At 64.3% G+C, this 12,302-nt stretch carries 9 protein-coding genes; 8 read left to right on the top strand and 1 reads right to left on the bottom strand.

Features of this window, described 5'->3' with window-relative positions; translation table 11 throughout:
- The first annotated feature begins 23 nt into the window (after positions 1 to 23).
- From ftsZ to FJW08_RS24495, 8 genes are all read left to right on the top strand, one after another.
- Entirely contained in the window at positions 24 to 1,709 is a 1,686-nt protein-coding gene (ftsZ, locus tag FJW08_RS24530; RefSeq protein ID WP_140812639.1) for a cell division protein FtsZ, read from the top strand.
- A gap of 279 nt (positions 1,710 to 1,988) precedes the next feature.
- On the top strand, positions 1,989 to 2,939 hold the full coding sequence (lpxC, locus tag FJW08_RS24525) for a UDP-3-O-acyl-N-acetylglucosamine deacetylase (RefSeq protein ID WP_140812638.1): 951 nt from the start codon (positions 1,989 to 1,991) through the stop codon (positions 2,937 to 2,939).
- 262 nt (positions 2,940 to 3,201) lie between these two features.
- Positions 3,202 to 4,071 (top strand): outer membrane protein assembly factor BamD, encoded by an 870-nt coding sequence (locus tag FJW08_RS24520; RefSeq protein ID WP_140812637.1) that lies wholly within the window; start codon positions 3,202 to 3,204, stop codon positions 4,069 to 4,071.
- A 176-nt stretch (positions 4,072 to 4,247) separates the two neighbouring features.
- Positions 4,248 to 5,921, top strand: coding sequence for a DNA repair protein RecN (recN, locus tag FJW08_RS24515; protein WP_140812636.1), 1,674 nt, complete (start codon positions 4,248 to 4,250; stop codon positions 5,919 to 5,921).
- Positions 5,922 to 6,055: 134 nt separating this feature from the next.
- Entirely contained in the window at positions 6,056 to 8,260 is a 2,205-nt protein-coding gene (gene ligA / locus FJW08_RS24510) for an NAD-dependent DNA ligase LigA (RefSeq protein ID WP_140812635.1), read from the top strand.
- Positions 8,257 to 8,952 carry a TIGR02453 family protein gene (locus FJW08_RS24505; RefSeq protein WP_140812634.1) on the top strand — a complete coding sequence of 232 codons (696 nt, stop codon included), beginning with the start codon at positions 8,257 to 8,259 and terminating at the stop codon, positions 8,950 to 8,952. The genes ligA and FJW08_RS24505 overlap by 4 nt, the downstream gene beginning before the upstream one ends.
- A gap of 170 nt (positions 8,953 to 9,122) precedes the next feature.
- Positions 9,123 to 9,851 (top strand): AzlC family ABC transporter permease, encoded by a 729-nt coding sequence (locus FJW08_RS24500; protein WP_140812633.1) that lies wholly within the window; start codon positions 9,123 to 9,125, stop codon positions 9,849 to 9,851.
- Complete coding sequence (locus FJW08_RS24495; RefSeq protein ID WP_140812632.1) at positions 9,848 to 10,144, top strand: AzlD family protein; 297 nt, start codon at positions 9,848 to 9,850, stop codon at positions 10,142 to 10,144. Before FJW08_RS24500 ends, FJW08_RS24495 begins: the two co-directional genes overlap by 4 nt.
- 223 nt (positions 10,145 to 10,367) lie before the next feature.
- Here FJW08_RS24495 and FJW08_RS24485 read toward each other — a convergent pair whose 3' ends face one another.
- Positions 10,368 to 12,212, bottom strand: coding sequence for an aminopeptidase P family protein (locus FJW08_RS24485; RefSeq protein ID WP_140812631.1), 1,845 nt, complete (start codon positions 12,210 to 12,212; stop codon positions 10,368 to 10,370).
- Positions 12,213 to 12,302: the final 90 nt, after the last annotated feature.

The following is a 12,302-nucleotide window of genomic DNA, read 5'->3' as shown; positions in this document are numbered from 1 at the left end:
GTGAAAGGCAAAGGACGGAGACAATGACCATCAATCTGCAGAAGCCGGACATCACCGAGCTTAAGCCGCGCATCACCGTGTTCGGTGTCGGTGGCGGCGGCGGCAATGCCGTCAACAACATGATCACCGCCGGTCTGCGCGGTGTCGAGTTCGTTGTCGCCAACACCGATGCGCAAGCGCTGACCATGTCGAAGGCCGACCGGCTGATCCAGCTCGGCGCGCATGTCACCGAGGGGCTCGGTGCCGGCTCGCAGCCGGAAGTCGGCCGCGCGGCGGCGGAAGAGTGCATCGACGAGATCATCGACCATCTCACCAACACCCATATGTGCTTCGTCACCGCCGGCATGGGCGGCGGCACCGGCACGGGTGCTGCTCCGGTTGTTGCACGCGCAGCCCGTGAGAAAGGCATTCTTACCGTCGGCGTCGTCACCAAGCCGTTCCACTTCGAAGGCCAGCGCCGCATGAAGACGGCCGACTTCGGCATCGAGGAACTGCAGAAATGCGTCGACACCTTGATCGTCATCCCGAACCAGAACCTGTTCCGGCTGGCCAATGACAAGACCACCTTCGCCGACGCCTTCGCGATGGCCGACCAGGTGCTCTACTCCGGTGTCGCCTGCATCACCGACCTGATGGTCAAGGAAGGTCTGATCAACCTCGACTTCGCCGACGTGCGTTCGGTGATGCGCGAGATGGGCAAGGCGATGATGGGCACGGGCGAGGCTTCGGGCGAAGGTCGTGCGATGGCCGCCGCGGAAGCCGCGATCGCCAATCCGCTGCTCGACGAAACCTCGATGAAGGGCGCCAAGGGCCTGCTGATCTCGATCACCGGCGGCCGCGACCTGACCCTGTTCGAAGTCGACGAAGCGGCGACCCGCATCCGCGAGGAAGTCGACCAGGACGCCAACATCATCCTGGGCGCCACTTTCGACGAGGAACTCGAAGGCGTCATCCGCGTCTCGGTGGTCGCCACCGGCATCGACAAGTCGGCCGCTGAAATCGCCGCCGCGCCGATCTCGATCCGTGCCGCTCCGCCGAAGCCGGCTGCCCGGCCGGCCGTCGCCGCGGTGGAAAGCCGCCCGGCGCCGGTCCAGCACACGGTGTATGAGCCACGCGCCGCCGATCCGGTTGCCGAAGCCATCCAGTTGGCCGAAGCGAATGCCGCGGCCATGGCGCAGGCCCGTCCGACTCCGGTCGCCCATGCGGACGATTTCCGCCCGCAGAGCAAGATCTTCCAGGCGCCGCCCGCGCAGCCGCAGCCGATGGTGCAGCCGGTCGTCCAGCAGATGATGCAGCCGGCCCCGCAGCCGCGCGAAATCCTGCGCGAGGTTCAGCAGCCGGTGGCGATGGCGCCGCAGCGCATGCCGCGCGTCGAGGACTTTCCGCCGGTCGTGAAGGCGGAGGTGGATGCAAAGAGCCGTCCGGCAGACCACGAGAACAGCGGGCCGATGGGCCTCCTGAAGCGCCTGACCAATGGCCTGACCCGTCGTGAAGAAGAACCTGCACGGCTGCAGCCGGCACAGCCGCGCGAGCCCAAGCTGCGCCAGGCCGCACCGGAAGTGCGCCGCCTCGCCAGCCAGGATGCCCAGCTATACGCGCCGCGCCGCGGCCAGCTGGACGATCAGGGCCGCCTGACGCCGCAGACCAGGGCGACTCAGGACGACGATCAGCTGGAGATTCCGGCGTTCCTGCGCCGCCAGGCCAACTGAGCGGTTAACGGACTGTAACAGTTGTTAACAGGCAAGCAAGGAATTGCTTGCCTGTTAACGTTTAAAATGCTGCGTAATCAATCGGTTATGATGCCGTACATGTTCCAGTTCGCGGTTACAAAGAGTAAGAAACCGTGATTTGGAGTCTCCTTGCCGGAACATTATCTTCGCTGCCTACCATAGTCGGTTTGCCAGGATTTCGGGGGAGTAGCCCTGCTTGCCGATTTAACAAGAGCCGCGCCCTCGGGCTGGAGAAGCGGACCTAGGCATTACGGGCTCATGGGGATTGTCTTGCACGACTACCAGACGACAGTGAAAACGCGCGCGTCGCTTACAGGCACCGGCGTTCACAGCGGCAAAGAAGTTTCCATCAGTTTCCTGCCCGCGGATGCCGATACCGGCATCGTGTTCCAGCTCCTCAATGGAGACGGGCAGGGCCGCGAATTCCGCGCCCTGTTTTCCGAGATCGGCGCCACCGACCTTTGCACCATGCTCGGCGATCCCTCGGGCGAGCACATCGCGACAGTCGAGCACATCATGGCCGCCCTGTTCGGGCTCGGCATCGACAATGTCATCATCGAGATCGACGGCCACGAGGTCCCAATCCTCGACGGCAGCGCCATGGCATTCGTCGAAGCCATCGACCAGGCCGGCATCGAGGTGTTGGCCGTCAAGCGCCGCTATATCAGGGTGGTCAAGCCGGTCCGTATCGAGAACGGGGCTTCCTGGGCCGAGTTCAGGCCCTATGAAGGGACCCGTTTCGAGGTCGAGATCGATTTCGAAAGCCCGGCTATCGGTCGTCAGCTCTTCGCATCGGACATCAATGCCGATATTTTCCGCCGCGACATCGCCCGCGCCCGCACGTTCGGCTTCATGAAGGACGTGGAACGGCTGTGGGCCGCCGGCTATGCGCTGGGATCCTCGCTGGAAAATTCCCTGGTGATCGGTGACGACAACCGCGTCATCAATATGGGCGGCTTGCGCTATCCCAACGAATTCGTGCGCCACAAGACGCTCGACGCCATGGGCGACCTGGCGCTGGCCGGCGCGCGCTTCATCGGCTGTTTTCGCTCCTATCGCGGCGGCCACAGGCTGAACGCCGCTGCGCTGCGGCGCCTGCTGTCGGATCGCACGGCCTTCGAGATCGTCGAGACGACACGCCGCGAGCGTGGCCGGGGCGCCGAAATGAACGCCGTCAACGCGCCGCTCTATGCGCCCTGGATGATCTGATTTCCTTTATCTTTTTCGGATTCCATGGCGGCGTGGGTGTTGCATGAATGCATCATCCATCAGCGAAATTGCATAGATTGATACGCTGCGGTCCGCCGCCACAAAAATGTGCGATTGGCTGGACATAGCGTTGCCGGGCAAGGCGGTTATGGTTTATGGCTGCTGCCGTCGATTAGTGCATGTCGCTCAAAAGTGGGGACCAGTTTTGGGACAACAGCATGCAAGAGGCATTGAAATAACGCCGAAAGGGCGCAATCCAATCATGTTCTTCAAGCGAGTCGGTCAATCGAAAGCGCCGCAGCGGTCCGTTTTCCTGGCGCTTTCGGTGGTTGTTCCATCGCTCTTTCTGTCGGCCTGCATGTCGTCGGAGAAAGATATCGACCTGTCGACCTATGTCGACCAGACCGAGCCGGCCGACGTGCTCTACAATCAGGGTCTCGCCAACATGAATGCGGGACGCCTGGACGAGGCGAGCAAGAAGTTCGACGCCGTCGACCGCCAGCATCCCTATTCGGAATGGGCCCGCAAATCGATGGTGATGGGTGCGTTCGCCGACTATCGGAAGGGCAGTTACGACGACGCGATCCAGTCGGCAAAGCGGTACCTGGCGCTTTATCCGTCCACGGATGACGCGCCCTATGCCCAGTACATCATTGGTCTCAGCTACTATCGCCAGATCAAGGACGTGACGCAGGACCAGAAGGAAGCACGCCAGACCCTGCAGACGATGCAGGACCTGGTGACGCGCTGGCCGACGTCGGAATATGTCGACGACGCCAAGGAAAAGATCCGCTTCGCCAACGACCAGCTCGCCGGCAAGGAGATGCAGATCGGCCGCTATTATCTGGAGCGCCGCGAATACATCGCCGCCGTCAAGCGCTTCCGCACCGTGGTCGAAAACTATTCCAACACGCGCCATGTCGAGGAAGCGCTCGCCCGCCTCACCGAAAGCTATTACGCGTTGGGCTTGACCTCGGAGGCCCAGACGGCCGCCGCGGTGCTCGGTACCAACTATCCCGACAGCTCGTGGTACAAGGATTCCTACAAGCTGCTGCAGAGCAACGGGCTGGCGCCGCGCGAAAATGCCGGATCGTGGATATCCAAGGCCGGGAAGCTGATCACCGGCGCGTGACCGCAGAGCTCCGAGCGCAGCGCGCTTTTTCGGATTGATCCGAAGCCCAAACAAAAAGATAGTGCGGCGCTGCGACTCCACCTGTCGGCGCCGCCTTTAATCTCTTTGTTCTCGTGCCTGTCGTTATCCCGAGACCGGGTCCACTTTCGGGCGGCATGCAATAGGTCCGGTTTCTCATGCTTTCCAGACTGTCGATCCGAGATATCGTCCTGATCGAAAAGCTGGACATCGACTTCCAGCCGGGTCTTTCCGTGCTGACCGGCGAAACCGGCGCCGGAAAATCCATTCTGCTCGATGCCCTGTCGCTGGCGCTCGGCGCGCGCGGCGATGCCTCGCTGGTGCGCCATGGCGCATCGCAGGGCCAGGTCATCGCCGTGTTCGATGTTCCGCGCAACCATCCGGTGCGCGCGCTGCTTGCCGAAAATGCCATCGAGGACGATGGAGACATCATCCTGCGCCGCGTGCAGACAGCGGACGGCCGCACCCGTGTGTTCGTCAACGACCAGCCGTCCTCCGTGACGCTGATGCGCGATGTCGGCCGCGCGCTGGTCGAGATCCATGGCCAGCATGATGAACGCGCTTTGGTCGATCCCGGCGCGCACCGCGACGTGCTCGATGCTTTCGGCGGCCATCTGGGCGCCGTCCGCTCGACCGGCGAGGCATGGCGGCACTGGCGCGCCTGCGAGCAGGAGCTGACGCGCCATCGCGCCAAGGTGGCCGCCGCCGCACGCGAGGCCGACTATCTGCGCGCCGCGGTTGCCGAACTGACCAAGCTCGACCCGCAGCCCGGCGAGGAAACCGAACTTGCCGAGCTGCGCGCCCACATGATGCGCGCCGAGAAGATCGCTTCCGAAATCCATGATGCGCAGGATGTGCTGTCGGGCCCGTCGTCGCCCTTGCCGCAACTGGCAAGTTTGCTGAGGCGGCTGCAGCGCAAGGCAACGGAGGCGCCCGGCCTGCTCGAGGACGTGGTCAAGTCGCTGGATGAAGCGATGCTGTCGCTCGACGCGGCGCAGTCCGGCGTCGAGGCCGCATTGCGTGCCACCGAATATGACCCGCAACGGCTGGAAAAAGCCGAGGAACGGCTGTTTTCGCTGCGCGCGGCCTCGCGCAAGCACAGCGTCGCCGTCGACGATCTGGCGCAGCTGCGCGACACGATGGTTGCCGATCTCGCCGATCTCGATGCGGGCGAGGAGCGCCTGCATGGACTGGAAAAGCAGGCGGCCGCCGCGCGCGAAACCTATGACATCGCCGCCGCACAGTTGTCCTCGCTTCGCCATGGCGCGGCGGTCGGTCTGACCAAGGCGGTGATGGCGGAATTGCCGGCGCTGAAGCTCGAACGCGCGGCCTTCATCGTCGAGATGAAGAGCGAGGCCGAGGCCCGCATGGAAGAGGGCATCGACCAGATCGAGTTCTGGGTGCGCACCAATCCTGGCACGCGGCCCGGCCCGATGATGAAGGTCGCGTCCGGCGGCGAGCTGTCACGCTTCCTGCTGGCGCTGAAAGTGGCGCTTGCCGATCGTGGTTCGGCGCCGACACTGGTTTTCGACGAAATCGACACCGGTGTGGGCGGTGCGGTGGCCGACGCCATCGGCCAGCGGCTGGCGCGGCTGTCGAAGCGCGTCCAGGTGCTTTCGGTCACCCACGCGCCGCAAGTGGCGGCGCGCGCGGCGACACATTTCCTGATCTCCAAATCGGGCAGCACCGACCGTGTCGCGACCGGCATTGCCGAGATGGACAGGACGGCGCGGCAAGAGGAGATCGCCCGCATGCTGGCCGGCGCGACGATCACCGACGAGGCGCGCGCGGCCGCCGAGCGGCTGCTGCGCGAGAATACAAACGCGGCATGAGACTATCGGGCGTCATGGGGCGAGTCAGGATATGGCTCCATCCTGCTGTTCAGGAATGATCTTTTCCGAAAACCGGTTCCCACTTTTCGGGATCATGCTCTATGGTGACGCGCCACCGTTCAGGGACAAAAAGCATGGCCGAAAAACCTGTCGATTCGCTCAGCGAAAGCGAGGCTGAAGCCGAACTCCAGCGCCTTGCCGGGGAGATCGCCGATCATGACCGGCGCTACCATGCCGAGGACGCGCCCACGATCACGGACGCGGAGTATGACGCGTTGCGGCGGCGCAACCTCGCCATCGAGGAGCGCTTTCCCGGCCTGGTGCGCGAGGATTCGCCCTCGCTCAGGGTGGGTGCCGCACCGGCGGAAGGTTTCACCAAGGTGCGCCATGCCGTGCCGATGCTCAGCCTCGCCAAGGCCTATACCGACGCTGACGTTACCGATTTCATCGAGCGTGGCCGGCGCTTCTTCGACCGCGACAAGGACCTCGACATCGCTTTCACCGCCGAGCCGAAGATCGATGGCCTGTCGGCTTCGCTGCGTTACGAAAAGGGCGTGTTCGTGCAAGGTGCGACGCGCGGCGACGGCGCTGTCGGCGAGGACATCACGGCCAATTTGAGGACAATCGCCGACATTCCCGCGAAGCTCAAGGGATCAGGCTGGCCTGAAACCATCGAGATTCGCGGCGAGGTCTACATGACCTATGCGGAATTCGAGGCACTCAAGGCGCGCTCGGCGGCTGTCGGCGGCCAGGATTATGTCAATCCGCGCAATACGGCGGCCGGGTCGCTGCGCCAGAAGGATCCGTCCGTCACCGCCAGCCGCAATCTCAAATTCTTTGCCTATGCCTGGGGTTATACGACGGCCGATCCGGCACCAACGCAGTACGAATCGGTGCAGAAATTCGCCGATTGGGGTTTCAAGATCAGTCCGCTGATGGTGCGGGCGAAGTCGGTCGAGGAACTGGTCGCGCATTATCACCGGATCGAGGAGCAGCGCTCGTCGCTCGGCTATGACATAGACGGCGTCGTCTACAAGGTCGATCAACTGGAGCTGCAGCGTCGCTGGGGTTTCGTCACCGGTGAGCCGCGCTGGGCCGTCGCGCATAAATTCCCGGCCGAACAGGCGATGACGACCGTGCAGAGGATCGACATCCAGGTCGGCCGGACCGGCACGCTGGCGCCGGTCGCGCGGCTTGCGCCGGTGACGGTCGGCGGCGTCGTGGTGGAAAACGTCACGCTGCACAATGAGGACTATATCAAGGGACTGGACAGCACCGGCCAGCCGATCCGTGACGGCATCGACGTGCGCATCGGCGACACGGTCGTGATCCAGCGGGCAGGGGATGTCATCCCGCAGATTGTCAGCGTCGTCATCGACAAGCGTCCGCCCGATGCCGTGCCGTACGAATTCCCGCACACCTGCCCGATCTGCGGCTCGCCGGCGACGCGCGAGATCAACGAGAAGACCGGCAAGGAGGATTCGCGCCGCCGTTGTACCGGCGAGCTGATCTGCCCGGCGCAGGCCGTGGAAGGGCTGCGCCACTTCGTGTCGCGTGGCGCCCTGGACATCGAAGGCCTCGGCGCGGAAAACATCGATACTTTTTTCAATGCCGGGCTGATCAAGACAGCCGCCGACATCTTCACGCTCAGGGAGCGCCGCCCCGCCGTGACCAGGGCGCTGGCCGAGCGGCGCGAGGAGCAGGCCAGGCAGCGCGAGGCGGCGTCCGGCAAGGCCCGCAAGAATGTGCGCAGCGTCGAGGACCGCAATTATGAAGGCCTCGACAAGCTGTTTTCGGCCATCGATTCACGCCGCGAGCCGGAACTCGACCGCTTCATCTTCGCGCTCGGCATCCGCCATATCGGCGAGACGACGGCCGCCGTGTTGGCCCGCACGTTCTCCACCATCGAGGAGCTTATCCGCGTCGGCAAGGAGACGGCGGCGGCGGAGGATCCGCATGCCGTCTTCCCATCGATCAACGGCATTGGCGATACGGTGATCGATGCGCTTCGCGATTTCTTCGGCAATGAGCGCAATGACGACGTGCTCGACAAGCTGCTGGAGCAGGTCAAGCCGAAGCCGTACATCGTCACCGTCTCGGCCGACAGCAAGGTCGCCGGCAAGACGATCGTCTTTACCGGTTCGCTGGAAAAGATGACACGCTCCGAAGCCAAGGCAATGGCCGAGCGTCTCGGCGCCAAGGTGGCCGGCTCGGTTTCGGCCAAGACCGATCTGGTGGTTGCGGGGCCGGGTGCGGGCTCCAAGCTCAAGCTTGCCAGTGAACTGGGCGTCGAAGTCATCGACGAGGACAGCTGGCTGCAGCGGGTCGGCAAGTCGTGACGGGCGAAGCGTTCAAAGGGTTCGGCCCCAAGGCCATTCCGTTCCTGAAGGCATTGGATTTCCACCAGAGCCGCGAGTGGTTCCTGGAGAATCGCGACTTGTTCGAAAAGGAATTGCGCGACCCACTGGGCGATCTCGTCGAGACGCTGACGCATCGTTTTACCGAGGCGGGCCTCGGCCTGCGCGGCGATCGCAAGAAGTCGCTGTTCCGCATCAACCGCGATGTGCGCTTCGCCAAGGACAAGCGACCCTACAACCGGCATCTGTCGGCTATCCTGTCGCCGGACGGCACCAAGATGGAGCAGGGTGTGTTCTTCGTCCATATCGGGCTCGAGCGCTGCTTTGCCGGCGTCGCCTGGTGGCAGCCGGCGCCGGAACTGCTGACGGCCATGCGCAAGGCCATCACGAGCCATCCCGAAGCGTTTCGCGCCGTGGTGGCGGCGCTGAGGAAGAATGGCCTCGAACTCGATGCCGAAGGCGGCATGAAACGAACGCCGCGCGGCTTCGAAGAGGTCGCCGACAAGGACCTCGTCGCCGCCATCCGCAACCGGCATTTCGCCGTCCGCCACGCGATCGATCCGGCTGGTATCCACGGGCCAGAACTGGTCGAGGAACTTGTCGATTTCACCATGCGCGCCAAGCCGCTGCTCGATTGGGGCAGGGCGATCGAGGGCAAGACCGAGAAACAATGAGCTTCCACGCAAGCGTCGCGACGATCATTTCCGCTGATCGTTTGGCTCAACCGAATTCGTGTGACACGGCAAACCATGCCACCTAAATACCGCCACTCCCTTTGTTGTCGTGCATGTCGTTGTCCCAAAACCGCTACTCAGTTTTGGGCGACATGCATCAGGAGTGGCCGATGGCGACGGACGTGATTTCAGAGAGCGGCGGCAAAAGCGACTTCTGGCAGGGCGTGCGGCTCTCCATGCCGGTCGTGGTGGCATCGGCGCCGTTCGCGGTGCTGTTCGGCGCGCTCGCCGTCGACAAAGGCTTCTCGGTCCTCGAAGCCTTCCTGATGAGCGCGCTGGTCTATGGTGGCGCCAGCCAGATGGTCGGCATCCAGCTGTTCGGCCAGCATGTCGCGCCGTGGTTGGTCGTGTTGTCGATCTTCGCCGTCAATTTCCGCCATGTGCTCTATTCCGCCGGCATCGGCCGGCGCATCGCGCACTGGCCCGTCATTCAGCAGGCACTCGGCTATTTCATCCTCACCGATCCGCAATTCGCGGTCGCCGAGGCACGGGCGCAATCCGGTCAGACCGTGGGCTTCGCCTGGTATCTGGGGCTTGGCCTGCCGGTCTATCTGTTCTGGATCGTTGAAAGCGGGCTCGGCGCGCTGTTCGGCAAGCTCATCCCCGACACCCATGCGCTGGGCATCGATTTCCTGCTGCCGATCTATTTCCTCGGCCTCGTGATGGGGTTCCGCAAGCGGCCGCTGTGGCTGCCGGTGGTCGTCGCCAGTGCCTGCGCCTCGATCGTCGCCTACAAGACGGTGGGCTCGCCCTGGCACGTGTCGATCGGCGCCGTTGCCGGCGTGCTGCTCGCCGTCATCCTGCCGCCGCACCACAGCGGCGTGGAGACAAGGCCATGAGCACCACATTCTGGATCATCATCGCCGGCGCGATCGCCACCTATCTCACGCGCATCGGCGGGCATCTGGTCATCTCCCGCTTCGAGAACATCCATCCGCGCGTGGAAGCCGGCCTCAATGCCGTGCCGGCTGCGGTGCTGACGACGCTGGTGGCGCCGGAACTGCTGAATGCAGGACCGGAGGAGTGGGTGGCTCTGGTGGTCACGGCCGCGGTTTCGCTGCGCGGCGGGCTGATGGCGATGTTTCTGGCAGGCGCTGCGGTTCTGATCCTGGCGCGGCAGTTCGTGGGGTAGGCGCGATCGGTTTGAATCGTCGGCGCTGCCCCTCATCTGCCTGCCGGCATCTTCTCCCCGTATAGTGACGGGGAGAAGGGGCTGGCGTCAGCCTTGGCGCTCTTTTCTGCAGCATTGATGTTTGGCGAAGCCGACGGTGACAGCGTCCTTCTCCCCGTCACTAGACGGGGAGAAGTGCCCGGCAGGGCGATGAGGGGCAGCGCTGACCTTCCGAGCCTGGCATTCAAATCTTCGCGTCGTGCGGCAGCGGTGCCGTCGCCTTTTCCAGCCAGGCCAGCGTTTCGCCGTCGAGCATCGGTCCGATCTCGGCCATCACGCGGGCGTGGTAGGCGTCGAGCCAGTGCAGTTCGTCGCGAGTCAGCAAATCGGTGCGCACCAGCCTGATGTCGATCGGGGCGAGCGTCAGCGTCTCGAACCCGTGCATGGCGATGTCGCCGCCCTCGATCTGTTCGGCCGGTGTCACCAGGATGAGGTTCTCGATACGGATGCCATAGGCGCCTTCCTTGTAGTAGCCGGGCTCGTTCGACAGCATCATGCCTTCGAGCAGCTTTTCGGTGCCGGTGCGGGCGATGCGCTGCGGACCCTCATGCACGGCCAGATACGAGCCGACGCCGTGGCCTGTGCCATGGGCGAAGTCGCAGCCATGCTTCCACAACGCCATGCGGGCAACCGCATCGATTTCCGAGCCGCGTGTGCCGGCAGGAAAGCGCAGCGTCGAAATGCCGATCATGCCTTTCAGCACCAGCGTGTAGCGTTCGCGCATCTCTTCGGTCGGCTGGCCGATCGGCACGGTGCGGGTAATGTCTGTCGTGCCGTCCTGGTATTGCGCGCCGGAATCGAGCAGGAACAGTTCGCCGGCCTGCAGCTTGCGGCTGGTGGCGCGCGAGACGCGGTAATGCATGATGGCGCCGTTCGGGCCGGCGCCGGAAATGGTGTCGAAGGAGACGTCGCGCAGCGGCATCTGGGTTTCCTCGCCGGTCTGCCGGCGCGTCTCTTCCAGCCTGGTGACGACCGCGATCTCGTCGAGTGAGCCCGGCTTCTGCCGGTCGAGCCAGCACAACAGCTTGGCCACCGCGGCGCCGTCGCGGCGATGCGCGGCGCGCGAGCCGTTGATCTCGGCAGGGTTTTTGGTGGCGCGCGGGATGCGGGCAGGATCGGGCGCGGCAATCACCGTGCCGCCATTGTCCTCGACCAGCATGCGCAGCCGGTCGGCCGCCAGCACCGGATCGAGCGCGATTTTCGCGCCGCTTTTCGCAAGCGCCACGATCGCGGCTTCGAATTCGCCGGGCTCATGCGGATCGGCAAGCTGGGTGAGGTAGGCCGCGACCTGACGCGAGAACTTGCGCCGATCCATGAACAGCTGGTGCGATCCGTCGGCGGCGAGGATGGCGAAGCCGAGCGCCAGCGGCGTGTGCGGCACGTCGCCGCCACGAATGTTGAAGGCCCAGGCGATCGAGGAGGGGTCGGTCAGCACGGCATGGGTGGCGCTGTCCTTGCCGATTGCCGTTGCCAGCCGCGCCAGCTTGTCCTTGGCGATCTCGCCGGCAAAGCCGATCGGATGCAGCTCGACCGGGGTCACGGGTGCGGCGGGCTGATCCTTCCAGATGATGTCGATCGGGTTCCTGTCGAGCGGCACGAGCACCGCGCCGTTCTTGTCGGCGGAGGCCTGCAGCGCCTTGACCTCGCCGATCGTGTGCAGCCAGGGATCGAAACCCAGCCGCGCCCCTTTGCCGATGTTATCCCTGAGCCAGACAGCGGGCGGGTTGTCGACCAGGCTCTCGATCGAGAAGATGCCGAGGTCGACTTCGCCCCGCACCTGCAGCGTGTAGCGCCCGTCGACGAAGACGAAGGCGCGGTCGCGCAGCACGACGGCGACGCCGGCCGAGCCGCTGAAGCCAGTCAACCATTTCAGCCGGGCCGAACGATCGGCGACATATTCGCCCTGGTGTTCGTCGGCGCGCGGAACGATGAAGCCATCGAGGCCATTGTCGCCGAGCCATTGGCGCAGCAGCGCCACGCGCGGCTTGCCGACCGCCGGGTCGCCCGCGGAATCGAAGGACTGGAACATGGTGGGCCTCCTGGTATTCGCGCGACCGTAACCTATGGGGCTGCAAATCGGAATCGATTTCCAGCCGCCGCAAACTGCTACAGCGTCGCC

The organism is Mesorhizobium sp. B3-2-1 (assembly GCF_006439515.1).
Lineage (GTDB): Bacteria > Pseudomonadota > Alphaproteobacteria > Rhizobiales > Rhizobiaceae > Mesorhizobium.
This window is presented reverse-complemented; position numbering and strand designations above follow the sequence as displayed.

Excerpts from the sequence above, each read along its gene's own strand:
- ligA (WP_140812635.1), top strand. The coding sequence starts at position 6,056 with ATGGCCGAAAAACCTGTCGATTCGCTCAGCGAAAGCGAGGCTGAAGCC.
- FJW08_RS24495 (WP_140812632.1), top strand. The coding sequence starts at position 9,848 with ATGAGCACCACATTCTGGATCATCATCGCCGGCGCGATCGCCACCTAT.
- recN (WP_140812636.1), top strand. The coding sequence starts at position 4,248 with ATGCTTTCCAGACTGTCGATCCGAGATATCGTCCTGATCGAAAAGCTG.
- lpxC (WP_140812638.1), top strand. The coding sequence starts at position 1,989 with ATGGGGATTGTCTTGCACGACTACCAGACGACAGTGAAAACGCGCGCG.
- ftsZ (WP_140812639.1), top strand. The coding sequence starts at position 24 with ATGACCATCAATCTGCAGAAGCCGGACATCACCGAGCTTAAGCCGCGC.
- FJW08_RS24520 (WP_140812637.1), top strand. The coding sequence starts at position 3,202 with ATGTTCTTCAAGCGAGTCGGTCAATCGAAAGCGCCGCAGCGGTCCGTT.
- FJW08_RS24485 (WP_140812631.1), bottom strand. The coding sequence starts at position 12,212 with ATGTTCCAGTCCTTCGATTCCGCGGGCGACCCGGCGGTCGGCAAGCCG.
- FJW08_RS24500 (WP_140812633.1), top strand. The coding sequence starts at position 9,123 with ATGGCGACGGACGTGATTTCAGAGAGCGGCGGCAAAAGCGACTTCTGG.